The following is a 23,987-nucleotide window of genomic DNA, read 5'->3' on the forward strand; positions in this document are numbered from 1 at the left end:
CGCTGCCCGCGGCGCTGCGCTGGAGACCGCTCCTTGGAACTCAAGCAATGGCGATGCTTCGTCACGCTCGCCGAGATCGGCAACATCCGCCGCGCCGCCTCGCTGCTCGCCATCTCGCAGCCCGCGCTCAGCGTGCGGGTGCAGCGGCTCGAGGAAGCGCTGGGCTTTGCGCTGTTCGACCGGCAGGCGCGCGGCGTCCGGCTGACGGAGCAGGGCGCGCGCCTGCTGCCGCACGCGCGGCGGCTGCTGTCGCGCGCCGCCGAGACCGACGAGGCCGCGCGCGCCATCGGGCGCGGCGCCTTCGACCGGCTGGAGATCGGCGTCACGCCCATTGCGGCGCTGTCGTTCTTTCCCGACGCGATGCGTGCCTTTTCGGCCGCGCACCCGGGCGTGGTGCTGGCGCTCACCGAAGGCCTGTCGGACGAACTCGAGGAAGCCGTGGCGCACCGCAGGCTCGACCTGGCGGTGGTGCATCCGCCGTCCTCGCGCGACGACCTCGTGGTGCGCGAGGTGGCCCGCGACCGCTTCATGGCCGTGATGCCGGCCGGCCATCCGCTCGCGGGCGCCGGGCGCATCGCGGCGGCGGACCTGCGCCAGCAGACGCTGGTCGGGGTGCGGCGCGACATCGGGCCGGTGGTGTTCGACCGCATCGCCGCCTACCTTGCGCGCGCCGGCATCACCACGCAGGTCAACCAGTGCGCGAGCTCCTCGATCTCGCTCGTGGGGCTGGTGGCGGCCGGTGCGGGCATCGGGCTGGTGGTGGAATCGCTCGCCTGCATCGCGCGGCCCGACATCCGCTTCGTTGCGCTGTCTGACGATCCGCCGAGTCTCGGCTATGCGATGTGCCACCGGCCCGACCTGCCGGCGGAGCTGCAGGGCGCGTTCATGCAGGCTTTCCATGCGCCCAAGGCGGGCGCCGACGTGCGGCCCGGATCATGAGCCGCCGGCGTCGGCCGCGGACTCCGGCAGGAAGCGCTCGCCCGGCGTGAGCGGCGCGTGCCGGTAGCTCGCCGGCGTGCGGCTGAGCTTCACCGGCGCGCCGATGCCGCGGTAGCCGCCTTCCATTTCCACCACCATTTCGCGATGCGCGGTGTGCGGATGCTCGAGCGCCGCATCCACCGGCAGCACCGGCGCGGCGGGCACGCCCGCGGCCATCAGCTGCTCGACCAGCGCACGGCCGTCGAACGTCGCCATCGCCGCCTCCAGCTGCTGCTTGAGCCCCGCACGGTGCACCGAACGCGCGCCGGCCGTGCGGTAGAGCGGATCGTCGGCCAGCGCGGGCAGGCCGATGCAGCGGCACAGGCTCGCGAACTGGCGGTCGTTGCCCACCGCCACGAACACCGGGTCGGTGCCGGTGGCCAGCGCGTCGTAGGGATAGATGTTGGGATGCGCGTTGCCGGTGCGGCGCGGCTCGGTGCCATCCATGAACCAGTTGGCCGCATGCGGATGCAGCAGCGAGAGCCCGCTGTCGTACAGCGCGGCTTCCACGAACTGGCCGCGCCCGCTGCGGTTGCGCTCCTGCAGCGCGAGCAGCACGCCGATCACCGCATTGAGCCCGGTCACCATGTCGACCACCGGCAGGCCCACGCGCAGCGGGCCGCCGTCGGCCTCGCCGTTGATGCTCATGATGCCGGTCATGGCCTGCACCGCGGCGTCGTAGCCGGGCAGCGCGCCCAGCGGGCCATCGGCGCCGAAGCCCGAGACGCGGCACCACACGAGGCGCGGAAAGCGCGCCGAGAGCGCCTCGTAGCCGATGCCCCAGCGCTCCATGGTGCCGGTCTTGAAGTTCTCGATCAGCACGTCGGCCTCGGCCACGAGCGCGAGCAGTGCTTCACGGCCTTCTTCCGTGGAGAAGTCCAGGTGCTGCACGCGCTTGTTGCGGTTCAGGCCGTGGTAGTACGAGGCCACGCCGTCCTTGAAGGGTGGGCCCCAGGTGCGCGTGTCGTCGCCCTGCGGCGGCTCGACCTTGAGCACGTCGGCGCCGTGGTCGCCGAGGATCTGGCCGCAATAGGGGCCACCGAGGATGCGCGAGATATCGAGGACGCGGATGCCGGCGAGGGCCCCTTGGGGTGATGTCATTTCGGTGTTCCGTGCTTTTGTCTGTTGGGGTATGTTCTTGGCGCTGTTGTTCGGGGCGCGTGCACAGGCCACCGGATACTCCCCTCCGCGAATGTCCCCCGTCGGCGGGATCGCGCCCCGGACAACAAGGCGAAATCAATCCAGCTGCGCCCCCGACTTCTTCACGACGTCCTTCCACTTGGCCGACTCGCTCATGATGAACTGCCCGAGCTTCTGCGGCGAGGTGTCCGCCGAGGCCTCGAGGCCCTGCGCCGCGAACATCTGCTTCACCTTGGGCGAGTTCAGCACTTCGCCGAAGGCTTGATTGAGCCTGGCCACGCGGTCCGCGGGTGTGCCGGCCGGCGCGACGATGCCGAAGAACACGCTCACGTCGTAGCCCTTGTAGCCTTGCTCGGCAATCGTCGGCACCTCGGGCAGCGCCTGCGAGCGCGCGAGCGTCGCCACGCCCAGCGCGCGCAGCTTGCCGGCCTTCACGTAGGGCAGCGCGGTGAGGATGTCGGTGAAGGTCATGCTGACCTGGTTGCCGAGCAGGTCGTTGAGCGCGGGGCCGGTGCCCTTGTAGGGGATGTGCTGCAGGTCGGTGCCGGCCACCGAGTTGAACAGCACGCCCGCCAGGTGCGACGAGGCGCCATTGCCCGACGACGCATAGCTGAGCTTGCCGGGGTTGGCCTTGGCGTAGGCGACCAGTTCCTTCACGTCCTTCACCGGCAGCGCGGGGTTCACCACCAGGATGTTCGGCAGGTAGCCGACCTGGATCACCGGCGCGAAGCTCTTGACCGGGTCGTAGCTGATCTTGCGGTAGAGGCTCGCGTTGATGGCGAGCGGGCCCGAGGTGCCGAACAGCAGCGTGTGGCCGTCGGCCTCGGCGCGCGCCACGTAGTCGGCGCCGATGTTGCCGCCCGCGCCCGCGCGGTTCTCCACGATCATGGGCTGGCCGAGGCGGTCCTTCATCTCGGCGGCCAGCGTGCGGGCCATGGCATCGGTCGGGCCGCCGGGCGGGAAGGGCACGACCAGCACCAGGGGCTTGGAAGGGAAGGGTCCCTGGGCCTGTGCGGCGGGAGCGGCGCCCAGCAGCGCGGCGCAGGCGGCGAGGGCCGCGAAGAAGGGGGTGAGGTGTCGCAAGGTGATGTCTCCGTTTTTCTGTTGTCGTGAATCAGGCCGTGGCCCTGGCGGTGCGCGTGGTGGCCGGACCGTTCCAATCCGCGGGCATCGCGTCGGGCGCGAGCGGGTCGCGCGGCAGCACGCGGTGCAGCAGCACCAGCCGGGCCCAGCGCAGGCGCGGGGCCGAACCGCTGCGCGCGGCCTCCCAGGCCATCGCGATGCTGCTCGTGCAGTGGTAGAGCGCCGAGGCAGCCTGGCGCGCCAGCACGTCGCCGCCTTCGCGCGCGGCGGTCTCGGCCAGCGCGGCGGCGCGCGCCAGTGCATCGCGCAGCGCCTTTGCAAAGGCCGGTGGCAGTTCCGCATCGGCCAGCAGCTGCTCGCAGTGCGTGCGCAGCACCGGCAGCGAGCCTTCGCGCTTCACCGCGCGGATCACGTCCAGCGCCACGATGTTGCTCGTGCCCTCCCAGATCGAGCCCAGATGCGCATCGCGAACGAGCCGCGGATCGCTCCATTCCTCGATGTAGCCGCAGCCGCCGCGCACTTCCATCGCATCGCCCGTGACCTTGCGCGCGTCGCGGCAGGCGCGGAACTTGATGAGCGGCGTGAGGATGCGCAGCAGTGCGTAGGCATCGGGCTCGCCGGCGTCGGAGCGCGCGAGCGCCAGCGCCGTCTGGCACACCATGGTGCGCGCCTGTTCGGCCGGCAGGCGCAGCTTGTCGAGCTGGCGCTGCATCAGCGGCATCTGCTCGAGCGTGCGGCCGAAGGCGCGGCGCTCGGCGGCGATGTACTCGGCCTCGGCCACCGCGCGGCGCATCAGGCCGGCGGCGCGCACGCCGTTCGACAGGCGCGAGTTGTTGACCATGTCGGCCATCTGCACGAAGCCGCGGCCTTCTTCGCCCACCAGGTACGCGACGGCGCCTTCGAGCCGGATCTCGCCGCTGGCCATGGAGCGCGTACCCAGCTTGTCCTTCAGGCGAATGATGCGGTAGTGGTTGAGGCTGCCGTCCTCGAGCCGGCGCGGCAGCAGGAACAGCGACACGCCCTTCATGCCAGGCAGGCCGTTCTCGGCGCGCGCGAGCACCATCGCGAAGTCGGCATCGGGGTTGGAGCAGAACCACTTGTCGCCACTGAGGCGCCAGCTGCCATCCGTCTCCTGCCGCGCCATCGTCGCGGTGGCCGCGATGTCGGAGCCCGCGGCCTGCTCGGTCATGAACATCGCACCCTGCGCAAGCTCGTCGAAGTCGAGCGAAGTCAGGCGCGGCAGGAAGCGCGCCACCAGCTCGGGGCTCGCGAACTTCTTGAGCGTGCGCGTGAGCGAGTCGGTCATCGAGACCGGGCAGCACAGGCCGAACTCGGCCTGCACGAAGAGATAGGTCAGCACGTACTTGACCAGCGGCGGCATCCTGCCCTTCCAGCCCAGCGTCTCGTCGCGGTGGGACATCGCGGCCAGGCCGAATTCACTGAGCGCGAGGCGTTCCATCTCCACGTAGGCCGGGTGCTTGACGATCTTCTGCTCGTCCAGGCCGGTGCGGGTGCGCTGCTTCAGCGTGGGCGGGTTGCGGTCGGCGGTGCCGGCCAGGTCGTCGAGCGGGCCGCCCGCGAGGCCGCCCAGGCGCTCGAAGTGCGGCTGCATGTGGGCCAGCAGGTCGGCGGGCAGGTAGAGCGCGAGCAGCGTGTGCAGCTCGGTGTCGGTGCTGAACAGGTTCTGGCCGTGGCGGTCGGGAATGGGGTGGGCGTGCGCGGCTTCTGGCGCGGCGTGTGCGGCGTTGTCGGACATGCGTTTGTCTCCTGGGTTCGCCGCATTGTTGGTTTCCAGACGATCCGTGTCTAATATCGAATTGGTCTTGTTCGATTCGATTTGCCTATTCATGGAACTGCGACACCTGCGCTACTTTTCCGTGCTGGCCGAGGAGCTGCACTTCGGGCGCGCCGCGCGGCGCCTGTCGATCTCGCAGCCGCCGCTGTCGGTGGCCATCCGCCAGCTCGAGGAGTCGGTGGGCGCGCGGCTGTTCGAGCGCAACAGCAAGGAGGTGCGCCTCACGCATGCGGGCGAGGCGCTGCGCATCTCGGCGCGGCGGCTGCTCCTGCAGGCGGAAGAGGCAGCGCTGGAGGCGCGCGACGTGGCCAGCGGCTCGGCCGGGCGCCTGCGCATCGGCTTCGTCGGCGCGATGCTCTACCGCGGCCTGCCGCAGGCGCTGCGTGCGTTCCAGGCCAGGCACCCGGCGGTGCGCATCACGCTCGCCGAACTCAATTCAGGCGTGCAGATCGCCGAGCTGCTGCACGACCGGCTCGACCTGGGCTTCGTGCATACCAGCCGCATGCCGCCCGAGCTGCAGCACCGGCTGCTGCTGTCGGAGCCTTTCGTGTGCTGCCTGCCCTCGGGCCACGCGCTCGCGCGCAAGCGCGTGCTGGCGCCGGCCGACCTGCGCAACCAACCCTTCGTGCTGTTCTCGCGCGAGGCCTCGCCCGACTACCACGAGCGCATCCTGTCGATCTGCGCGGACGCCGGCTTCCTGCCCGAGGTGCGGCACGAGGTGCGCCACTGGCTCGCGGTGGTCTCGCTGGTGTCGCAGGGCATGGGCGTGGCGCTGGTGCCGCAGGCCATGCGGCATTCGGCCCTGCGCGGGGCGGTGTTCCGCCCGCTCGACCGCGACGTGGCGCAGTCGGAGGCCTACGGTGTGTGGCGCAGCGGGCCGCCGAACGTGCTGGCCGAACGGCTGCTGCAGGGCGTGGAGGAAAGCCTCGCTACCGAGGCCCGTTCTCAGGCGTAGAGCGGCTCTTCCGCCATCTGCTCGCACTGCTCCTGCAGCACGAGGATCTGGCCCTTCCAGTAGTCGCTGGAGCCGAACCACGGAAAGTTGATCGGGAAGATCGGATCTTCCCAGCGCCGCGCGAGCCAGGCGCTGTAGTGGATGAGCCGCAGGGTGCGCAGCGGCTCGATCAGCGCGAGTTCGCGGCGGTCGAATTCGCGGAACTGCTCGTAGCCGTCGAGCAGCCCCGAGAGCTGCGAGGTGCGCTGTGCGCGCTCGCCCGACAGCAGCATCCAGAGGTCCTGCACCGCGAAGCCGGTGCGCGCATCGTCCAGGTCGACGAAGTGCGGGCCGCCGCCGGGCCGGTCGGTGGGTGTCCACAGGATGTTGCCGGGATGCACGTCGCCGTGCAGGCGCAGCTTGCGCGGCTTGAAATCGGACGCCGGGGCGTTCACCGCCAGCGCCGTGGCGGCAATCATGTCCAGTGCTTCGTTGCAGGCCTTTTCCCAGTCGCGCTGCACGTCGAGCGGCACCTTATCGTTGGCCAGCAGCCAGTCGCGCGAGGCGATGCCGAAGGTCTGCAGGTCGAGCGCGGGCCGGGCCTCGAAAGGCCTGGCGCTGCCCACGGTGTGGATGCGCGCGAGAAAGCGGCCGACCCATTCGAGCACTTCGAAATCGTCCAGCTCCGGCGCCCGGCCGCCGCGGTAGGGGCTCACGCTGAAGGCGAAGCCGCCGTGGCGGTGCAGCGTGCTGCCGTCGAAGGCCAGCGGCGCCACGGCGGGCACTTCGGCGGCCGCCAGTTCGAGCGAGAAGCCGTGCTCCTCGAGGATCTCGGCTTCGCTCCAGCGCTCGGGGCGGTAGAACTTGACCACCACTGCACTGCGGTCTTCCAGGAACACCTGGTAGACCCGGTTCTCGTACGAGTTGAGGCCCGTGAGCCGGCCGTCGCCGTGCAGGCCGAGCGTTGCCAGGGCGTCCAGCACCACGTCGGGCGTGAGGTTCTCGTAGGGATGGGTATTCGCGGGCGCTGCGGGGGAAAGGGTCATGCGGCGATTGTCGCTACCCTGGCCCCCGGAATGTCAGAGGCCGCCGGGTTGTTTGTAAAGCGAAAGGACATGGCCGACGCGCGCGTCGCCCTTGCCGGCCAGCACCTGCGCATAGGCGGCCTGCACCGCTTCGCCGCCGTGGTGGTGCTCGGCGCGCAGCCAGGGGTTCCCGGCGTCGGTCACGGTGGCCAGGAAGTGGTGCCAGGCGGCCACCATGCGCCGGCCGAATTCGTCGGCGCCCCATTCGGCGGTGCGCTTCTTGATCTGCGCCGGCGCGAAGAAGAGCGTGGCGCGCGGGCCGGCCAGGTCCTTGCCCGCGCCCTTGGCCGCGAGCTGCTCCACGTGCGTGCCGCCGATCGAGCAGCTGTACTTGAGGTTGGTGAAGCGCGTGTGGATCGCGTTGCGCAGGCCGGCGTTGCCCGCGAAGTCCACATAGACGCAGGGCGTGCCGGCCGCGATGCCGTCGAGCGCGTCGTAGGTCAGCACGCGGTGGTAGCAGCCCAGGCTTTCGCAGAAGGCCACGTTGGCGGGCGAGGTCAGGCCGATCACCTCGATGCCTTCGCGCTGGTGCAGCTGGAAGGCAGTGCCGTAGGCCGTCTTGCTCGACGCGCTCGACAGCAGCATGGTGTTCGCGCCGAAGAAATCGTTGTCGGCCATGAAGTCGTCGATCAGCCACGAGGTGATGAACAGCGGACGCAGCAGCGCCTGCACGTCTTCGGTGTCCGCGGTGTAGAGCGGATCGGCGTTGCAGCGGAAGTACTGGTTGTAGACCGTGGGCAGCTCGGCACGGTGCGCGGCGGCGTCGGTGAAGCGCCCGGGCGAGAGGCGGTCGGGGATCAGCACGGCGCCCGACGACATCGGCCAGTAGCCGTAGAGCCGCTCGCCCGCCGCCACGCCCGGGTGCAGCGACTGCACCACGCTGGCGAAGCCCCACACCGGAATGCTGCCCCAGCCTTCTTCCGTGGACGGGAAGAACTGCCAGTAGCTCATCGCATCGCCGAAGGCGGCGTAGGTGATGTTGTTGGAGGTGAGCGCAAAGCTGTCGATGCGCACGCGCACCTGGCCGTCGGCCAGCGGCTGGTCGGCGGCGGTGTGCAGGCGCGTGGTGGCGAGTTCGCCCTTGCGGATCAGGAGGCTGGTGGTGGTGCTCATGGTGTCGATCTCCATGGTGGTGGTGTGGGTTGCGGGGATGGCGCGTGCTGCAGCCACATTAGCCAGGCTTGATGAAAGGCGCTATCGCGTTTCCCTTTTCCGCGTCGCCCGCGGGACACAACGCCGGCCATAAAAAAAAAGGCGCCCCGGCTTGTGGCCGGGACGCTCTTCTTCTTTGCCCCTGCGCAGGGGGCGGAATCAGGCGATCGAGAGTTCGACGTCGATGTTGCCGCGCGTGGCGTTCGAGTACGGGCAGACCTGGTGGGCCGTGTCGACCAGCTTCTGCTTCTGTTCGGCGTCCAGGCCCGGCAGCGTGATCGCCAGCTTCACGGCGATGCCATAGGCAGCGCCGCCGTTCGTCGGGCCAAGGGAAACGCTGGAGTCGATGGCCACGTCCTCGGGCACCTTCACGCCGATCTTCGGGCCGACGGCCTTCATCGCGCCGATGAAGCAGGCGGCGTAGCCGACTGCGAACAGCTGCTCGGGATTGGTGCCGGGCTTGCCCGAACCGGGCGAGCTGAGCTTGACGTCGATGGCGCCGTCGCTGGACTTGCCTGCGCCGTCGCGGCCGCCGACGGTGTGGGCTTCAGCGGTGTAGAGAACCTTGTCGAGCTTGGTGGTCATGGTGGTGATTCCTTCGGTTGGTGAGGGTGGTGAAAAAGAGCTTCTTGGATAGAAGCGGGAGAAAACCGGGATTGCTTGCGTGTCAGGCGGCTTTCCTGATGCGGTCGCGCAGCGTCTGGATCTGCTGGGTAAGCGAGATGAGTTCAGGCACCGAGCATTGCGCCGCGGCCATGAGGCAGCCGGGCACGCCGGCGGCGCGCGCCTTGAGCTTGCGGCCGGCGCTGGTGAGCGTGATGTGGACGCGGCGCTCGTCGGCCACGTCGCGCAGCCGCGTGACATAGCCGACGGCTTCGAGCCGCTTGAGCAGCGGCGTGAGCGTGCCGGAGTCGAGCGAGAGGCGTTCGCCGAGCTCGGAGACCGTGGGGCCGTCTTGCTCCCAGAGGGCGAGCATGACGAGGTATTGGGGGTAGGTGAGCTGCAGCTTTTCCAGCACCGGCTTGTAGAGGCGGGTCATGGCCAACGAGGCGGAATAGACGGCGAAGCAGAGCTGGTTGTCCAGCTTGAGCATTTCGTCTGAGGCTTGGGTGGTACTGCTGCGCATGGCTCGAATTTTAGCGCGCAATTGAATTGCGTGCAATGTAATTATTTTGGGTTCTTGTTTTTGGTTTGTGTTCCGGAGCCGGGTCTCGCCCCGGCGGGCGAGACCCGGCCCCCGTCCTCAAAAAAACATCACCCCCGAAACCTCTTCCGAGTCAAAGCCAACGCCACCCAGAAAGCCGCAACCCCATAAACCACCAACACCCCCGCATGCACCCACCAGCCGGTCGGCCACTGATCCATGAACAGCGGCCGCACCAGCGCCACCGCATTGGTCAACGGCAGCCAGGCCGCCACGGCCCTCACGGCGGAAGGCAGCTGTTCCAGCGGAAAGAACACGCCGCTCAGGAACATCATCGGCGTCATGAACAGCGTGAAGTAGTAGGTGAAGAAGTCGTAGCTCTTGGCAAGCGCATTGAAGATCAGCGCAATCGACGAGAAGGTGATCCCCGCGCCGATCAGCACCATCCACGCGACGATCAGCTTGGGGCTGTGGCTGATGCCCAGCCCGAGCATCACGAACAAAATCGCGGTCACGGTGAAGATCGACTTGAACGCCGCCCACAGCATCTCGGCCAGCACGATGTCGTCCAGGCCCACGGGTGCGTTCATGATGCCGTCCCAGGTCTTCTGCACCTGCATGCGGGAGAACGCCGAATACAGCGCCTCGAAGCTCGCAGCGTTCATCGCGCTCATGCAGATCGAGCCGCTCGCGAGGAACAGGATGTAGGGCACCTTCACGCCGTCCACCGCCACCTGTCCCACCAGCGCACCCATGCCGTAGCCGAAGGCCACGAGCCAGATCAGCGGCTCGGCGATGTTGCCGATCAGGCTCGGTATCGCGAGCTTGCGCCACACCAGCAGGTTGCGCAGGAACACGGGCCACCAGCGCAGCGAGAGCTCGGGCGCGCGCCACACGGAACGGGCCGGCGGCGATGCCGCGGCAGAAGAAGAGCTTGCAGTCGTCGTGTTCATGATTGTCGTGGCCTAGCCGTCTTCGCGGATCTGCCGGCCCGTGAGCTTGAGAAAAAGGTCTTCGAGGTTCGCGGGCCGGTGGAAGGTGCGCAGGCGGCCGTGCCGCGTGAGCGCATCGAGCAGCCGCCGTGCGTCCTGCGTGTAGAAGAACACGGTCTCCCCGCTCACCTCCACGCGCGCCGCCATCGCTTTCAGTTCCGGCGACTCGGCCAGCGAGAGCGCGCCGTTGCCGTACACCTCGACCACGTCGGGCTCCAGGTGCTCGGCGATCAGGTCGCGCGGGCGGCCCTCGGCAATCTTGCGGCCGTGGTCGAGCACCAGGAGGCGCGAGCACAGGCGCTCGGCCTCGTCCATGAAGTGCGTGGTCAGCAGGATCGACTTGCCCTGCTGCAGCAGCACCTGCAGGCGCTCCCACATCAGGTGGCGCGCCTGCGGGTCGAGCCCGGTGGTGGGCTCGTCGAGCAGCAGAAGCTTGGGGTCGTTCACCAGCGCGCGCGCCAGCGAAAGGCGCCGGCGCATGCCGCCCGAGAGTTCGCCCGGCTTTGCATCGGCCTTGTGCGAGAGCGCCGCAAACTCCAGCAGCTGCGGCACGCGCTCGCGCACCTGCGCCTTGCTGAAGCCGAAGTAGCGGCCGTACACCACGAGGTTCTCGGCGCAGCTGAAGTCGGGGTCGAGCGTGTCGAACTGCGACACCACGCCGAGCTGCGCCTTGATGGCCAGCGCATCGCGCGGCATCTGCAGGCCCAGCGCGCAGATGTCGCCGCCGTCGGGCGTGGTGAGGCCCAGGCACATGCGGATGGTGGTGGTCTTGCCGGCGCCGTTCGGGCCGATCACGCCCAGGCATTCGCCGGGCGCGATCTCGAACGACAGGTCGTCCACGACCGTGGTGCCGCCGTAGCGCTTGCAAAGGCGGCTGGCGTGGAAGAGCGGGGCGCAGGAGGAGGAAGAAGAAGAGGAAGGCACGCGGCCATTCTGACGCAGGGCCACGAAGCCTGCCGCCATCGCTTCAACCGATGGACAAGCCGCACGAGTTCGGAGCCACTGCTGCCGCGGCCGGCCTACATGCGCAGGCCGCTGAACTCCGTCTTCATCCAGTCGATGAAGGCGCGCGTGCGGGCCGGCAGCAGCCGTGCGTTCGGGTAGATCACGCTCACCGGGCGCGGCGGCGGCTCGAAGTCTTCGAGCACCAGCTTCAACCGGCCCTGCGCCACATGCGGCAGCACCTGGTAGGAGAAGAAGGTGCCGAAGCCCATGCCCGCGGCGCAGGCCTCGATGGCCGGGGCGAGGTGGTTGAATTCGAGCCGGCAGCTGGGCGTCACGCTGATGGTCTTGCCGCGTTCGTGGAACACCCACTGCGGCGGCGCGTCGACACGGCCGCGCACGCAGGGGGCGCCTTGGAGGTCGCGCGGATGGCGCGGCGTGCCGTGGCGCGCGAGGTACCCGGGGCTCACCGCCACCACGCGCCGGATGGTGCCGAGCGTCTGCGCCACGAGCGACGAATCCGCGAGCGGGCTGATGCGGATGCCCACGTCGATGCCTTCCTCCAGCAGGTTCACCGTGCGGTCGTGCAGCAGCACGGTGCAGCGCACCTTGTCGTGGCGCTGCATGAAGCGCGTGATGGCGGGCGCCACGTACATGTGGCCGAACAGCACCGGCGCGGTGATGGTGAGCTGGCCCGCGGGCTCGCGCGCCTCGGCCTTGAGCGCGAGGTCGGCGGCATCGGCCGCCAGCAGCACCTCGCGCGCGCTCGGCAGGTAGTGGCGGCCTTCCTCGGTGAGCGAGAGCCGGCGCGTGGTGCGGTGGAACAGGCGCACGCCCAGGTGCGCCTCGAGCGCGGCGAGCGCGCGCACCACCGCGGGCAGCGAGTTGCCGAGCGCCTCGGCGGCGCGGGTCAGGCTGCCCTGGTCGGCAATCTGCACGAAGGTCTGCATGGCCTTGAAGCGATCCATGGCCTGATTAAACCGGATTAAACCGAATAACGCAGCAGTCAAATGCAAGAATGGCTATTCCTTCATTCAGCGCAAGAGAGAAGAATCCGGATCACGCCCACTCCACATTCCAGAGGACCTCCCGTGAACGCCATCGCTTCCCCTCCCGCCCAACCCATCAAGCTCTACGGCAGCGCCATCTCGGGCCACGTGCACCGGGTGCGGCTGTTCCTCTCGATGCTCGGCCTGCCTTTCGAAGTGATCGAGCTCGACCTGAAGCAGCGCGCCCACCGCACGCCCGAGTTCCTGGCGCGCAACCCCTTCGGCCAGGTGCCGGTGATCGAGGATGGCGAAACCACGCTGGCCGATTCCAACGCGATCCTGGTCTACCTCAACGAGCGCTATTCGGCCGATCCGGCGCGCTGGATGCCGCGCGACCCGGTGGGCGCGGCGCGCGTGCAGCGCTGGTTCTCGGTGGCCGCCGGGCCGCTCGCCTACGGGCCGGCCGCCGCGCGCGTCATGGCGCTGTTCGGCCTGGCCGCCGATCCCACCGAGACGGTGACGCGCTCGCATGCGCTGCTTGCGGTGATGGAGATCCACCTCGGGCAGCAGCCCTTCCTGGCCGGGCCCGCGGCCACGCTGGCCGACATCGCGAACTACGCCTACGTGGCGCATGCGCCCGAAGGCCGCGTGTCGCTCGACGCCTACCCGCAGGTGCGCGCCTGGCTCGCGCGCGTGGAGGCCCTGCCCGGCTTCGTGCCGATGGTGCGCACGCCGGTCGGACTGGCATCATGATTGCCGAACCGTTCCACGCCGGCGAGCGCGCGCTGCAGGTACAGACGGGCTGGCGCGACCGCATGGAGGCCATGGGCCCGCGCGTGATCCGCGACTACATGCCTGACCAGCACCGCGAATTCTTCGCGCAGCTGCCGTTCCTCGTGGTCGGCAGCCTCGATGCCGACCTGCAGCCCTGGGCCAGCGTGCTCGCGGCGCCCGCGGGCTTCGCGCATTCGCCCGATGCCACGCACCTGCGCGTCGATGCGCTGCCAGCCGGTGGCGATCCGCTGGCCGGGCAGCTCGCGCAGGGCGCCACGCTCGGCCTGCTGGGCATCGAGCCGCACACGCGGCGGCGCAACCGCATGAACGGCACGGTCGAGTCGCTCGATGCGGGCGGCTTCATGGTCGCGGTGCAGCAGAGCTTCGGCAACTGCCCGCGCTACATCCAGGCGCGCGAGCCGGAACTGGTGGCCGCACGCGACGGCAGCGCGCCCGCGCAGCGGCTCGACACGCTCGACCTCGACGCACAGCGCCTCATCGGCAGCGCCGACACGCTGTTCATCGCCACCGCGTACCCGGGCGATGCGGCCGATGCGCGCTCGCACGGTGTCGACGTGTCGCACCGCGGCGGCCGGCCCGGCTTCGTTCGCGTTGATGCGGGCGGCGTGCTCACGGTGCCCGACTTCAACGGCAACCGTTTCTTCAACACGCTGGGCAACCTGGTGGCCCATCCGCGTGCGGGCCTGCTGTTCATCGATTACGACAACGGCGATCTCCTGCACGTGGCGGCCACCGCGGAACTGGTGCTGGACGGCCCCGAGATCGCCGAGTTCGAAGGCGCCGAGCGGCTGCTGCGGCTGCATGTGGAGCACGCACTGCGCCGGCCCGCCGCCCTGCCGCTGCGCTGGGGCGACGCGGCGCTGTCGCCGCACCTCGAAGGCACCGGGCGCTGGGCTGCGGCGCGCGCCTGAGCGGCCTTCGCGCTCCGTCAATGAAAGACGGGAATGCGCGCGGCGACCGAAGGCCGGTAGTGCCAGCCGCGTTCTTGCATCGCCGCCAGATCGGGTGTGCGATACAGCACGGCCTCCAGCCCCGCGGCGGCCAGCGTGCAGGCCAGCGCCTGGCCCGGGCAGGCATGCATGCCGTGGCCGAACCCCAGCATGCGGCGCCGCGGGCGTACGAGGTTGAAGCGCTCGGGCTCCGGGTTGAGCGCCGGATCGCGGTTGGCCGCGGCCAGCACCAGCAGCACTGCGTCGCCTGCCGCCAGCGGCGTGCCCGCCATGGTGACGGACTCGGCCACGAAGCGCCGCGTGTTGTGCACCGAGGGGTCGTGCCGTGCCGTCTCTTCCACGATCGCCTGCAGCCCGCCCTGGGTCTGCGCGGCCTGCTGCAGCGACGGCTCGCGCATCACCGCGATCAGGCTGTTGCCCAGCAGGCCGGCCGTCGCATCGCAGGTCTGCGAGAGCAGGCCGACGAGGTTCGCGAGCAGCGCGCGCGCGAGCGGCGGGCTCGCGGCGCTCTCGGCGAGCACGGCCGCGAGCAGTGTTCCGTCGCGTGGCGCTGCGCCCGCGGCCAGCGCCTCGAAGCGCGTCATGAGTTCGCCCGCGGCGGCGCTGGCGCCTTGCAGCTGCTGCGCCGTGGACAGCGGCGACAGGCAGGCGACGAAGTCGCGCATCCATCGGTCCACCTGCGGCAGCGCCTCATCGTCAAAGCCCAGCAGGTGCGCGACGGCTCGCACCGGCATGGAGAACAGCGCATCCGACACAGGCTGCGCCGGCACGCCATGCGCCACCCGCAAGGCCGCCGTGCGTACCGCGCCCAGGTCCAGTCCGGCCAGCGCACGCTGCAGCGCGGGCCGATGGGCCTGGTGCGCCGCGCCGTCGTTCATGCGCACGAGATGGCCGAACACCTCGCCCGCCGCGCTGCCCGCAATGGCGCGCGGCACCGGTTCGGCCGCCGGCCGCACGCGCAGCGCGCCGTGCGCGAGCAGCAGCGATTCGATGACCTCCGCACGGCTTGCGACCCACAGGTGCAGCGCCTCGTTCCACGCGAGCGGCGGCCCCGCGCGCAGTTCGGCATAGAAGGGATACGGATCGGCATGCGTGACGGCCGCGACGGGGTCGAGCGGCATGCCATCGAAGGAGGAAGGCGTCGGGCTTGTGTTCATGCCGCGCAGTGTGCAATTGCCGCCGCCGCCACACTTCGGCCGCGAACGAAGTGTGGGATGCGGCGGCGTCTTAGGATCGGCGCATGGACACGCGTTCTTCTTCCCCGGCTTCTTCCTCCAACGTCGACGTGCAGCTGGCCCGCCTGGCCGGCGCCATCGCCGAGCCCGCGCGCGCGCGCATGCTGAGCTGCCTGATGGACGGCCACGCGCGCACCGCGACCGAGCTGGCCACCGTGGCCGAGGTGGCCGCCTCCACCGCAAGCGCGCACCTCGCGCGCCTCAGGCAAGAGCGGCTGGTCGAGCTGCTCGTGCAGGGCAAGCACCGCTACTTCCGGCTGGCGGGGGACAACGTGGCGGCCGCGCTCGAAAGCCTGATGGTGGTGGCCGGCGCGCCGCGCGCCGCGCAGTTCAAGCCCAGCACGCCGAGCCGCCTGCGCGCCGCGCGCACCTGCTACGACCACATGGCCGGCACGGCCGGCGTCGCGCTGCACGACCGGCTGCATGCGCAGGGCTGGCTCAGCGGCCTGCAGAGCGGTTCGTACGAACTCACGCCCGAAGGCGCCATCGCGCTGGAGAGCCTGGGCGTGGAGGTGGACGCGGTGCGCCGCTCGCGCCGGCGCTTTGCCTGCGCCTGCCTCGACTGGAGCGAGCGCCGCCCGCACCTGGGCGGCGCGCTCGGCGCGGCCTGGCTCCAGCTGTCGCTGCGCCGCGGCTGGGTGCGCCAGGAGCTCGACGGCCGCGCGCTGGCGCTCACGCCGAAGGCGCAGCGCGAGATGCCCGAGCTCTTTGCCTGAAGCGCGCGCTCAGGCCTTTAGCTTGAGCAGGTAGATCATCGGCCCGGCCATCGCCAGGTCGAGCTCGAGGAAGCTCTCGAAATCCTTGCCCGCCATCCAGTACGCATCCCAGTTGTTGCGCTTGATGGTCTTCTGCCACACGTCGGCCATGGTGGCGCGGTGCACGGCCTCGAGCAGCACGGCCCGGCGCTCCGCCGTCACCTTCTTGCCGGTGAGCACGCCGCGCCAGTTGGCCAGGTCGGCGTCCACGCCCTGCTCGCGCACCGACGGAATGCCCAGGAACGGCCGCTTCGACGACACGCCGATGGCGCGCAGCGTGCCGTTGGAAAGGCCCGCGCTGAATTCGCTGAAACCCGAGATCCCCGCCACGGCCTTGCCGGTGGCAAGCGCTTCCACCACCTGCGCGCCGCCCGGGTACGGCTGGTAGACCAGGCCCGCGGTGTTGCCGGCCACGCGGGCCAGCATGCCGGCGTACATGTGGTCCACGCCGCCGGCCGAGCCGCCGGCGATGACGGTCCTGGCCGCATCGGCGCGCAGCTGCGCGATCAGGTCCTTGGGCGTCTTGATGGGCGAATCGGCCTTCACGGCCACCACCTCGTAGTCGCTGGTGAGGCGCGCGACCGGCGCCACCTGGGCCATGGTGACGGCCGGCTTCTGCAGCGCCACCGCGCCGACCATGACCATGCCGCTCATCAGCAGGGTGTCGGGGTCGGCATCGTATTTCTCGACGTACTTTGCGAGGCCGATGGTGCCGCCCTTGCCGCCGATGTTCTCGTAGACCACCTCGCCCGCCGCACCCGAGGCCAGCAGCGCCGCGCCGAGCGCGCGGCCGGTCTGGTCCCAGCCGCCGCCTTCGTTGGCCGGAATCACGATGCGCAGCTTCGACACGAGTTGCGGCTCGGCCGCGCCGGCCAGGCGGGGCCACAGCAGTGCAGGCCCGGCCCCGCCAGCGGCGGCCGCGCCCGCCATCCATGCATTGAAGTTGCGGCGAGAAAGCTTCCCGGGCGACGGACGAGGCATTTTGTTTCCAGTTGTGAGAAAGGTTTCCGGATGATGTTCGCGAAATGCGTCGCCCACCTACCTTCAAGAGTAGGTGAAAACCCTAGGTAAGCCCAACTGTTACTGGAAGGCGACCTCCGCGAAGCTGCGCAGCTTGCGGCTGTGCAGCCGGGTCGAACCCTGCTCGCGAAGAATGTCGATGGCCCGCATGCCGATGCGCAGGTGCTGCTCCACGCGCTCGCGGTAGAAGTGGTTGGCCATGCCCGGCAGCTTGATCTCGCCGTGCAGCGGTTTGTCGCTCACGCACAACAAAGTGCCGTAGGGCACGCGAAAGCGGAAGCCGTTGGCCGCGATGGTGGCGCTTTCCATGTCGAGCGCCACGGCCCGGCTCTGGCTGAAGCGGCGCTGCGGCTGGTTGCCCGGCAGCAGTTCCCAGTTGCGGTTGTCGGTGCTCGCCACCGTGCCGGTGCGCATGATCTTCTTGAGGTCGGGGCCGGTGTAGCGCGTGACGTCGGCCACCGCCTTTTCCAGCGCGAGCTGGATCTCCGAGAGCGCCGGAATCGGCACCCACAGCGGCAGTTCCTCGTCGAGCACGTGGTCCTCGCGCACATAGGCATGCGCCAGCACGTAGTCGCCGAGCTGCTGCGCGTTGCGCAGGCCCGCGCAGTGGCCCAGCATCATCCAGGCGTGCGGGCGAAGCACGGCGATGTGGTCGGTGATGGTCTTGGCATTGGCCGGGCCGACGCCGATGTTCACCATGCTGATGCCGCTGCAGTCCTCGCGCACCAGGTGGTAGGCCGGCATCTGCGGCAGGCGCGGCGGCGCCGTGCCCTGGCTGCCGTCGAGCAGGCCGCCGTAGTTGGTGCTGGCGCCCGCGGCCAGCCCGCGCCGGCGCGTGACCACGTTGCCGGGCTCGATGAAGGCGACGTACTCGCTCTTCTCGTCGGCCATGGCCTCGTGGCCCAGGCGCACGAACTCGTCGATGTAGAACTGGTAGTTGGTGAACAGCACGAAGTTCTGGAACCACTCGGGCGCGGTGCCGGTGTAGTGCCGCAGCCGGTGCAGCGAGTAGTCCACGCGCGCGGCCGTGAAGAGCGACAGCGGCTGCGCCTCGCCCGCCAGCGCCTCGTAGGTGCCGTTGGCAATGCCGTCGTCCATCACGCCCAGGTCGGGCAGGTCGAACACGTCGCGCATCAGCGCGCGGCGCTCCTCGCTCATCGTGCCTTCGATGTGGTCGTTCTCGGCAAAGGAGAAGTGGATGGGGATCGGCTGCGTGCTGGTGCCCACCTCGATCTCGACCTGGTGGTTCTCCAGCAGCAGGCGGAACTGGTCGAGGTAGTAGCGCGAGAACAGGTCGGGCCGCGTCAGCGTGGTCTCGTAGCGGCCCGGCCCGGCGACGAAGCCGTAGCTCAGGCCCGCGTTGGCCGGCGGCGTGTGGCGCGAGACGGTGTGCGTGTGCACCCGCACGAACGGGTAGCAGGCCCGCACCCGGCCCGGCAGCGCCTCCCCGGCCACGAAGCGCAGCATCGATTCGCGCAGATGCGCCAGGCCGCCCTGGTAGATGGACTTGACCTGTTCGAGTGCGGCGGCGGCGTCGTTGAAGCGGGCGGGAGCGACGAAAGTGGGCATGTAGGGCATGACGGCATTGTGCAATGCGGCCGCGCCGTCCGCCGCTCCCGGGGCGGCGTCAGGCCAGCAGGCAGGCGAGCACTTTCGTCAGCATGTCGTCGACGCCCGTGGCCTGCACCGCGCCCGGCAGCTCGACGTCGCCATGCATCACGAACACCGGCTTGCCCCACTTGAGCCCCATCGCCATTTCCGACAGCGTGCCCATGTTGCCGCCGATGGCGATCAGGCACACGCCGCTGCGCGCGATGATGCCGTTGCGCAGCTCGCCCATGCCGGTGGGAATGGCCACGCTGAGCCATTCGTTGGCGTTGCGGTCGTCGTCCTCGGGCAGGATGCCCACGGCAATGCCGCCGGCCTCGGCGGCGCCGCGCGAGGCCGCGGCCATCACGCCGCCGCGTCCGCCGCAGACCACGGCCATGCCGGCGCCGGCCAGCGCGTGCGCCACGGCGTAGGCCGCCTCGCATTCGGCCGGGCCGCCGTCGCCGGGGCCGAGGATGGCCACCGGCTGGCGGTGGCGCGCCGGCCCCCGCTGCTTCTGCGCCAGGCGCGCCAGCGCCTCAATGACCGGCGCCGGCAGCACCGCGCTCGCGCCTTCGCGTAAGGACATCGCCCACTCCCATCACGATCACACACACCACCATCAGCACCAGCGACAAGGCCGCTGCCACCGCGAAATCCGAACCGCCGTCGCCCACCTGCGCGAGCAGCATCAGCGGCAGGATGTTGAGCTGCGTGCCCACCAGCGCCAGCGCCGTGCCGTAGGTGCCCATCGCAATCGCGGCCACCGTGCAGGCGTTCGACAGCACCGAGGGCATCACCTCGGGCAGCACCGTGTCCCGGAAGGCCCGGGCCCGCGAAGCGCCCAGCGTGCGCGCCGCCTGCGCCGGGCGCAGGTCGAGGTTGGCGAACACCGGGTACAGCGACAGCGCCACGCGCGGGATCAGGTAGTAGGCATAGGCGAAGCCCAGGCCCGAGACGCTGTAGATCCAGCTGCCGATGGCCGCCGGGTCGCCGCCCAGCCCCGCGAGCAGCTGCGTCACGAAGCCCGCGCGGCCGAAGGCCAGGATGAAGCCGTAGGCGATCACCAGGCCCGAGAAGGCCAGCGGCAGGCCCAGCAGGGTCATCATCCATTGGCGCCGGCCCTCGGGCTGGCGCGCGAGCTCGATCGCGATGCAGGTGCCCACCAGCGCCGAGATCGCGCCCGCCGCGAGGCCGAGGCCCAGCGTGTTGCGCAGCGCGCCCAGGAACAGCGGGTTGCCGAACAGCCGCCCGAAGGCGCTGCCGCCGTCGCCGAAGGCTTCGGGCAGCAGCGCCGCCAGCGGCACCGCGAAGAACAGCGCCATGAAGGCCCAGGCGGGCCAGGCGCCAAAGCGTCGCATGGCGGCTTACTTGCCCAGCGCAGCCTGCGCCCAGAGCTTGTCGATCTCGGCCTTGCGCTCCGAGGCCTTCACCACGTCGAGCGGGCGGATCTGCGGCGCGGCCGGCATCTTCGCCGCTACGTCGGCACTCAGCGGCGTGCCCGGCACGGCAGGGCGCACGAAGCCCTGCGCGAACAGCGACTGGCCGGCCTCGCTCATGATGAAGTTGAGCCACAGCTTGCCGGCATTGGGGTTGGGGCCGTTCTTCACCAGGCTGATCGCGTAGGGCGCGGCCACGCTCGCTTCCTTCGGGATCACGACTTCCACCGCATCGCCCATGCCGTCGACGTGCTTGGCCTTGAGGCCGTCGTTCTCGTAGCTGATCCAGACCGGGATCTCGCCCTTGAGGAACTTGGCATACGGCGTGGTGCCTTCCACGCGCAGCACGTTGCCGGCCGAGTGCAGCTTGCCCAGGTAGTCGGTGCCGGGCTGCACGTTGTCGACGCTGCCGCCGTTGGCGTAGGCCGCCGCAAAGGTCAGCACCTGGCCGATCCCGGTGGAGCGCGGGTCGAGGTAGACCACCGTGCTCTTGAACTCCGGCTTGAGCAGGTCGGCCCAGCCGGTGGGCACGTTCTTCACCAGCTTCCTGTTGACCAGGAAGGCGATGTTGAGCGTATGGATGGTGAACCAGCGGCCCTCGGCCTCGCGGAACACGGGCGGCAGCTTGTCGAAGTTGACGGGCCTGAAGGGCGCGACCACGTCCTTCTTGGCGGCGTCGACGGCCGAGGCGGCGAAGTAGTAGGCGGTGTCGGCCTGCGGGCGGCGCCTGGTCTTCTCCAGCGCGACCACGGTGGCGGCCGAGCCGATGTCGTTGTAGGTCAGTTCGATCTCGGGGTAGCGCTTCTTGAAGTCGCGGAACAGCGACTTCCAGTTGGCCCATTCGGGGCCGGTGTCGAAGGAGACGCACAGGCCTTCCTTCTGCGCCTCGGCATAGAGCGCCTTTTCGCCCGCGTAGAGCTCGGGGCCGTCGAAGGCGAAGGCGGTGCGGGCCGCGAGGGTGGCCAATGACAGTGCGGGCAGTGCGCCGGCGGCCTGGATCAGATGTCTGCGTTGCATGGAGTGGCTCCTTGGAGGAAAAAATCAGTGGTCGAGCAAACGGAGGTGTTCGGGCGCGATGGCAATCGCCTCGGCCGCAGGTGTGGCCGATTCGGCGAGGAAGGGCCGGGGGGCGCCCGCCACCTCGAAGTCGTAGCGCGTGAGCGCGCCCAGGTAGCGCTGCGCGCCGGTGCGGCCCGCAAGCCGGTTGATGCTGCCGGCGGGCGGATCGGCCCGGATGTGCTCGGGCCGCACCAGCACATGCACCGCGCTGCCGGCGGTGCGGCTGCCCGTGGGTGCGGCAAGCTCCGCAAAGCCGAGGTCCAGCCGGTCTCGCGCGCCGACCTTCGCGGGCAGGATCGTCGAGAGCCCGACGAACTCCGCCACCGCCCGGCTCGCGGGGTTCTCGTAGATGTCGCGCGGCGTGGCGATCTGCAGCAGCCGGCCATCCTTGAGCATCGCCACGCGGTCGGCCATCACGAGCGCCTCTTCCTGGTCGTGCGTGACCAGCAGCGTGGTCGCGTTGAAGCGCTGCTGGATCGAGCGGATCTGGTCGCGCAGGTGGCCGCGCACGCTGGCGTCGAGGGCCGAGAGCGGCTCGTCGAGCAGCAGCGCGCGCGGATCGATGGCGAGCGCGCGCGCCAGCGCCACGCGCTGCTGCTGGCCGCCCGAGAGCTGCGCGACGGCGCGCTGCGCATACTCGCCGAGCGCCACCACGTCGAGCAGCTCCTGCGCACGGCGGCGCCGTTCGGCCGTGGCCACCTTGCGCAGCTTGAGCCCGTAGGCCACGTTATCGAGCACGCTCAGGTGCGGAAACAGCGCATAGCTCTGGAACACCATGCCGATGTGGCGCTGGTGCACCGGCGTGCGCGACATGTCTTCGCCGTCGAGCGCGATGCGTCCGCTGTGGCCCGTCTCCAGGCCCGACACCAGCTTGAGCAGCGTCGACTTGCCCGAGCCGCTCGGCCCGATCACCGCCACCAGCTCGCCTGTGCGCACGTCGAGCGACACATCGTGCAGGCCGTGCGTGCTGCCCGGGTAGTTGTAGCTGACCTGATCCAGAAGGAGGCTCATGCGCGTTGCTTCACAAGGGAGGACGAAAGAAGGGCCGACGCGCTCGCCAGCACCAGAAGGATCACCGTGGCCGCGCAGGCAAAGCCCGTTGCGCCGTAGAAGGCCTGCAGCAGCACCACCGGGTACGTGCGGTTCTGGAAGCTCGTAAGCAGGTTCGACAGCCCGAACTCGCCCACCGAAATGGCGGCCACCATCACCAGCCCGCTGATCAGGCTCTGCCGCAGGCTGGGCAGCACGATGCCGGTGAACTGCTGCCAGCCCGAGGCGCCGAGCGTCGCGGCCGCCTGTTCGAGCCGGCCGAGGTCCAGGTGGCGCAGGTCGCTCAGCAGCGTGTTGGTGAGATAGGGCAGCGTGAGGATCGCGTGCGCCGCGATCAGCAGCGGCATCGAGCCCAGCCATGGCGCGAGGTCGGTGTTGAACACGATCATGTAGCCGAAGGCCAGCGTGATGGTCGGCACCGCGATCGGCATGGCGCTCACGATGCGCGCCGCCAGGCTGCTGCCGCGCCCGGCGCCGTGGTACAGCGCATAGGCCAGCGGCAGCGCCAGCACGGTGTTGATCGCGCAGGCCGACAGCGCCACCACCAGGCTGCTCGCGAAGGCCTTGCGGAACGAGGGGTCGAGCCAGAGGTCGAGGTACCACTGCCCGGTGATGCCCGTGGGCAGCAGCGTGTTGGTCCAGTTGCCGCCGAAGCTGCCGACCAGCAGCAGGGCGATCGGCAGCAGCAGGTACAGGCCGTAGATGAGCGAGATGCCGCGAACCAAGATGATGTCTCCCGATGTCTTGCGCAGCCGGCATACTTTCCGAGTGCGCTACCTTTTGCGCACGGCCAGCTGCCGTGCTCCAGCGAATTCTAGGAAGCACATGCGTACTTATGGGTGAAAGCTGGATGACGACGCTTGAGCAATCGGAAAGTGTTTTTCACGGAGTTTTCATCGACCGGAGCCATGCATGAAGCGCGACTGCCCCACCATCCAGGAACTGCTGGCCTTCGACGCCGTGGCGCGCCACCAGAGCATCACGCTCGCGGCCGGCGCCTTGTGCATCACCGTGAGCGCGGTCAGCAAGCAGATCGCCGGGCTCGAGGCCTTCCTGGGCCGCGAGCTGCTGCAGAAGAACGGCCGCGGCGTGCAGCTCACGCCGCAGGGGCGCGTGTATTGGCAGAAGATCTCGGGCGGCCTGCGCGCCATCGAGACCGCGACCTTCGAGGCGCGCTCGGGCGATGCCGGCGCCGGCCTGCTCACGCTCGCGAGCGTGCCCACCTTCCTCACCAAGTGGCTCATCCCGCGCCTGCCGGCCTTCAGCCAGAAGAGCCGCCATGTGATGCTGAGCTTCAGCCGCCACCTGGAGCCGAGCGACGGCATCCCGGCCGGCGTCGATGCCGCCATCCGCTACGGCCCCGACGGCTGGCCGGGCGTGGTGTCCGAATACATCGCGGGGCGCGAGTTCGTGCTGATCGCGGCGCGCGCGCTGGTCGAAAAGCGCCACCGCATCGCGCAGCCGGCCGACGTCGTCGCCCACACGCTGCTGCATCACGAGGGCGCGCCCACCGCCTGGCGCGAGTGGGCTGCGCAGCACGGCGTGCCCGAGGTGCAGACCGTGGCCGGGCCGCGCTTCGCACAGTATTCGGCGCTGATTCAGGCGGCGCTCAACGGGCTGGGAATCGGGCTGGTGCCGAAGCTGCTGGTGCAGGAGGAGCTGGCCGAGGGCTCGCTGCTGAGCCCCTGCGGCACGCCGGTGCGCGTGGACCAGGGCCACTACCTCTGCTACCGGCCGGACCGGCTCGACCTGCCGGCCTTCGCGGCGTTTCGCGAATGGCTGATGGAAGAGGGCGCGAAGTCGCGCGGCACGCAAGCATGAGGCGGCAGGCTCCGCTACCCTCTACGGTCGAACAGGCAGACA

General features: G+C 69.8%; 24 protein-coding genes. 6 read left to right on the plus strand and 18 right to left on the minus strand.

The genetic code is table 11. From position 1 onward, the window contains the following. Nucleotides 1–33: 33 nt before the first annotated feature. Entirely contained in the window at nt 34–939 is a 906-nt protein-coding gene (locus EJO66_RS26725) for a LysR family transcriptional regulator (RefSeq protein ID WP_124961155.1), read from the plus strand. Here the strand turns inward: EJO66_RS26725 and EJO66_RS26730 are convergent. The 3 genes from EJO66_RS26730 to EJO66_RS26740 all read right to left on the minus strand — a co-directional run bounded on the left by EJO66_RS26730 (nt 934) and on the right by EJO66_RS26740 (nt 4,957). Next, nucleotides 934–2,079, minus strand: a complete 1,146-nt coding sequence (locus EJO66_RS26730; protein WP_124961156.1) for a CaiB/BaiF CoA transferase family protein — start codon at nt 2,077–2,079, stop codon at nt 934–936. The two genes, EJO66_RS26725 and EJO66_RS26730, sit on opposite strands and share 6 nt — an antisense overlap. A gap of 135 nt (nt 2,080–2,214) precedes the next feature. Continuing rightward, nucleotides 2,215–3,201, minus strand: a complete 987-nt coding sequence (locus EJO66_RS26735; protein WP_124961157.1) for a Bug family tripartite tricarboxylate transporter substrate binding protein — start codon at nt 3,199–3,201, stop codon at nt 2,215–2,217. Between the two features lie 31 nt (nt 3,202–3,232). Continuing rightward, a complete protein-coding gene (locus EJO66_RS26740) occupies nt 3,233–4,957 on the minus strand; it encodes an acyl-CoA dehydrogenase family protein (RefSeq protein ID WP_124961158.1) in 1,725 nt (574 codons plus the stop codon). Between the two features lie 91 nt (nt 4,958–5,048). Here EJO66_RS26740 and EJO66_RS26745 point away from each other — a divergent pair, with 91 nt between their 5' ends. Further along, on the plus strand, nt 5,049–5,951 hold the full coding sequence (locus EJO66_RS26745; RefSeq protein ID WP_124961159.1) for a LysR family transcriptional regulator: 903 nt from the start codon (nt 5,049–5,051) through the stop codon (nt 5,949–5,951). On the opposite strand, the gene EJO66_RS26750 is transcribed toward EJO66_RS26745, so the two are convergent. From EJO66_RS26750 to EJO66_RS26780, 7 genes are all read right to left on the minus strand, one after another. Further along, nucleotides 5,942–6,976 carry a serine/threonine protein kinase gene (locus tag EJO66_RS26750; RefSeq protein ID WP_124961160.1) on the minus strand — a complete coding sequence of 345 codons (1,035 nt, stop codon included), beginning with the start codon at nt 6,974–6,976 and terminating at the stop codon, nt 5,942–5,944. The genes EJO66_RS26745 and EJO66_RS26750 overlap by 10 nt on opposite strands. 33 nt (nt 6,977–7,009) lie before the next feature. After that, nucleotides 7,010–8,128: a DUF2855 family protein gene (locus EJO66_RS26755; RefSeq protein WP_164547919.1), complete on the minus strand. Its 1,119-nt coding sequence runs from the start codon at nt 8,126–8,128 to the stop codon at nt 7,010–7,012. A gap of 198 nt (nt 8,129–8,326) precedes the next feature. Further along, nucleotides 8,327–8,752, minus strand: a complete 426-nt coding sequence (locus EJO66_RS26760; RefSeq protein ID WP_124961162.1) for an organic hydroperoxide resistance protein — start codon at nt 8,750–8,752, stop codon at nt 8,327–8,329. An 82-nt stretch (nt 8,753–8,834) separates the two neighbouring features. Continuing rightward, nucleotides 8,835–9,293, minus strand: a complete 459-nt coding sequence (locus tag EJO66_RS26765) for a MarR family winged helix-turn-helix transcriptional regulator (RefSeq protein WP_124961163.1) — start codon at nt 9,291–9,293, stop codon at nt 8,835–8,837. A gap of 128 nt (nt 9,294–9,421) precedes the next feature. Further along, entirely contained in the window at nt 9,422–10,264 is an 843-nt protein-coding gene (locus tag EJO66_RS26770; protein ID WP_124961164.1) for an ABC transporter permease, read from the minus strand. Nucleotides 10,265–10,276: 12 nt separating this feature from the next. Then, a complete protein-coding gene (locus EJO66_RS26775) occupies nt 10,277–11,266 on the minus strand; it encodes an ATP-binding cassette domain-containing protein (protein WP_124961165.1) in 990 nt (329 codons plus the stop codon). A gap of 56 nt (nt 11,267–11,322) precedes the next feature. Beyond that, nucleotides 11,323–12,213, minus strand: a complete 891-nt coding sequence (locus tag EJO66_RS26780; RefSeq protein ID WP_124961166.1) for a LysR family transcriptional regulator — start codon at nt 12,211–12,213, stop codon at nt 11,323–11,325. Between the two features lie 123 nt (nt 12,214–12,336). Between EJO66_RS26780 and EJO66_RS26785 the strand changes: the two genes are divergently transcribed. Further along, nucleotides 12,337–12,987 (plus strand): glutathione S-transferase family protein, encoded by a 651-nt coding sequence (locus tag EJO66_RS26785; protein WP_124961167.1) that lies wholly within the window; start codon nt 12,337–12,339, stop codon nt 12,985–12,987. Then, nucleotides 12,984–13,940 (plus strand): pyridoxamine 5'-phosphate oxidase family protein, encoded by a 957-nt coding sequence (locus EJO66_RS26790; RefSeq protein WP_125966631.1) that lies wholly within the window; start codon nt 12,984–12,986, stop codon nt 13,938–13,940. The genes EJO66_RS26785 and EJO66_RS26790 overlap by 4 nt, the downstream gene beginning before the upstream one ends. 17 nt (nt 13,941–13,957) lie before the next feature. On the opposite strand, the gene EJO66_RS26795 is transcribed toward EJO66_RS26790, so the two are convergent. Continuing rightward, nucleotides 13,958–15,136: a cytochrome P450 gene (locus EJO66_RS26795; protein ID WP_240648810.1), complete on the minus strand. Its 1,179-nt coding sequence runs from the start codon at nt 15,134–15,136 to the stop codon at nt 13,958–13,960. A gap of 83 nt (nt 15,137–15,219) precedes the next feature. On the opposite strand from EJO66_RS26795, the gene EJO66_RS26800 reads away from it, so the two are divergent. Next, complete coding sequence (locus EJO66_RS26800; protein ID WP_124961169.1) at nt 15,220–15,930, plus strand: ArsR/SmtB family transcription factor; 711 nt, start codon at nt 15,220–15,222, stop codon at nt 15,928–15,930. Nucleotides 15,931–15,939: 9 nt separating this feature from the next. Here EJO66_RS26800 and EJO66_RS26805 read toward each other — a convergent pair whose 3' ends face one another. From EJO66_RS26805 to EJO66_RS26835, 7 genes are all read right to left on the minus strand, one after another. Continuing rightward, nucleotides 15,940–16,899: a Bug family tripartite tricarboxylate transporter substrate binding protein gene (locus EJO66_RS26805; RefSeq protein WP_124961211.1), complete on the minus strand. Its 960-nt coding sequence runs from the start codon at nt 16,897–16,899 to the stop codon at nt 15,940–15,942. Between the two features lie 150 nt (nt 16,900–17,049). Next, nucleotides 17,050–18,567, minus strand: a complete 1,518-nt coding sequence (locus EJO66_RS26810; RefSeq protein WP_015867707.1) for an AMP nucleosidase — start codon at nt 18,565–18,567, stop codon at nt 17,050–17,052. Nucleotides 18,568–18,616: 49 nt separating this feature from the next. Then, nucleotides 18,617–19,165 (minus strand): TIGR00725 family protein, encoded by a 549-nt coding sequence (locus EJO66_RS26815; protein WP_124961170.1) that lies wholly within the window; start codon nt 19,163–19,165, stop codon nt 18,617–18,619. Further along, the gene (locus tag EJO66_RS26820) at nt 19,116–19,937 is read right to left on the minus strand and encodes an ABC transporter permease (protein ID WP_125966632.1); all 822 of its coding nucleotides are present in this window, start codon (nt 19,935–19,937) and stop codon (nt 19,116–19,118) included. The genes EJO66_RS26815 and EJO66_RS26820 overlap by 50 nt, the downstream gene beginning before the upstream one ends. 6 nt (nt 19,938–19,943) lie before the next feature. Next, entirely contained in the window at nt 19,944–21,032 is a 1,089-nt protein-coding gene (locus EJO66_RS26825; RefSeq protein ID WP_124961172.1) for an extracellular solute-binding protein, read from the minus strand. Between the two features lie 24 nt (nt 21,033–21,056). Beyond that, nucleotides 21,057–22,085 (minus strand): ABC transporter ATP-binding protein, encoded by a 1,029-nt coding sequence (locus tag EJO66_RS26830; RefSeq protein WP_124961173.1) that lies wholly within the window; start codon nt 22,083–22,085, stop codon nt 21,057–21,059. Continuing rightward, nucleotides 22,082–22,849: an ABC transporter permease gene (locus EJO66_RS26835; RefSeq protein ID WP_124961174.1), complete on the minus strand. Its 768-nt coding sequence runs from the start codon at nt 22,847–22,849 to the stop codon at nt 22,082–22,084. The genes EJO66_RS26830 and EJO66_RS26835 overlap by 4 nt, the downstream gene beginning before the upstream one ends. Before the next feature lie 187 nt (nt 22,850–23,036). On the opposite strand from EJO66_RS26835, the gene EJO66_RS26840 reads away from it, so the two are divergent. Further along, nucleotides 23,037–23,945, plus strand: coding sequence for a LysR substrate-binding domain-containing protein (locus EJO66_RS26840; RefSeq protein ID WP_124961175.1), 909 nt, complete (start codon nt 23,037–23,039; stop codon nt 23,943–23,945). The last annotated feature ends 42 nt before the right edge of the window (nt 23,946–23,987 follow it).

The sequence above is a fragment of the Variovorax beijingensis genome (genome assembly GCF_003951285.1).
Classification (GTDB): Bacteria; Pseudomonadota; Gammaproteobacteria; order Burkholderiales; family Burkholderiaceae_C; genus Variovorax; species Variovorax beijingensis.

Bases quoted from the DNA above. Each gene is read 5' to 3' on its own strand.
- EJO66_RS26730 (WP_124961156.1), bottom strand. From the start codon at position 2,079: ATGACATCACCCCAAGGGGCCCTCGCCGGCATCCGCGTCCTCGATATC.
- EJO66_RS26740 (WP_124961158.1), bottom strand. From the start codon at position 4,957: ATGTCCGACAACGCCGCACACGCCGCGCCAGAAGCCGCGCACGCCCAC.
- EJO66_RS26745 (WP_124961159.1), top strand. From the start codon at position 5,049: ATGGAACTGCGACACCTGCGCTACTTTTCCGTGCTGGCCGAGGAGCTG.
- EJO66_RS26750 (WP_124961160.1), bottom strand. From the start codon at position 6,976: ATGACCCTTTCCCCCGCAGCGCCCGCGAATACCCATCCCTACGAGAAC.
- EJO66_RS26755 (WP_164547919.1), bottom strand. From the start codon at position 8,128: ATGAGCACCACCACCAGCCTCCTGATCCGCAAGGGCGAACTCGCCACC.
- EJO66_RS26760 (WP_124961162.1), bottom strand. From the start codon at position 8,752: ATGACCACCAAGCTCGACAAGGTTCTCTACACCGCTGAAGCCCACACC.
- EJO66_RS26765 (WP_124961163.1), bottom strand. From the start codon at position 9,293: ATGCGCAGCAGTACCACCCAAGCCTCAGACGAAATGCTCAAGCTGGAC.
- EJO66_RS26770 (WP_124961164.1), bottom strand. From the start codon at position 10,264: ATGAACACGACGACTGCAAGCTCTTCTTCTGCCGCGGCATCGCCGCCG.
- EJO66_RS26775 (WP_124961165.1), bottom strand. From the start codon at position 11,266: ATGGCGGCAGGCTTCGTGGCCCTGCGTCAGAATGGCCGCGTGCCTTCC.
- EJO66_RS26780 (WP_124961166.1), bottom strand. From the start codon at position 12,213: ATGGATCGCTTCAAGGCCATGCAGACCTTCGTGCAGATTGCCGACCAG.
- EJO66_RS26790 (WP_125966631.1), top strand. From the start codon at position 12,984: ATGATTGCCGAACCGTTCCACGCCGGCGAGCGCGCGCTGCAGGTACAG.
- EJO66_RS26795 (WP_240648810.1), bottom strand. From the start codon at position 15,136: ATGAACACAAGCCCGACGCCTTCCTCCTTCGATGGCATGCCGCTCGAC.
- EJO66_RS26800 (WP_124961169.1), top strand. From the start codon at position 15,220: ATGGACACGCGTTCTTCTTCCCCGGCTTCTTCCTCCAACGTCGACGTG.
- EJO66_RS26805 (WP_124961211.1), bottom strand. From the start codon at position 16,899: ATGGCGGGCGCGGCCGCCGCTGGCGGGGCCGGGCCTGCACTGCTGTGG.
- EJO66_RS26810 (WP_015867707.1), bottom strand. From the start codon at position 18,567: ATGCCCTACATGCCCACTTTCGTCGCTCCCGCCCGCTTCAACGACGCC.
- EJO66_RS26815 (WP_124961170.1), bottom strand. From the start codon at position 19,165: ATGTCCTTACGCGAAGGCGCGAGCGCGGTGCTGCCGGCGCCGGTCATT.
- EJO66_RS26820 (WP_125966632.1), bottom strand. From the start codon at position 19,937: ATGCGACGCTTTGGCGCCTGGCCCGCCTGGGCCTTCATGGCGCTGTTC.
- EJO66_RS26825 (WP_124961172.1), bottom strand. From the start codon at position 21,032: ATGCAACGCAGACATCTGATCCAGGCCGCCGGCGCACTGCCCGCACTG.
- EJO66_RS26830 (WP_124961173.1), bottom strand. From the start codon at position 22,085: ATGAGCCTCCTTCTGGATCAGGTCAGCTACAACTACCCGGGCAGCACG.
- EJO66_RS26840 (WP_124961175.1), top strand. From the start codon at position 23,037: ATGAAGCGCGACTGCCCCACCATCCAGGAACTGCTGGCCTTCGACGCC.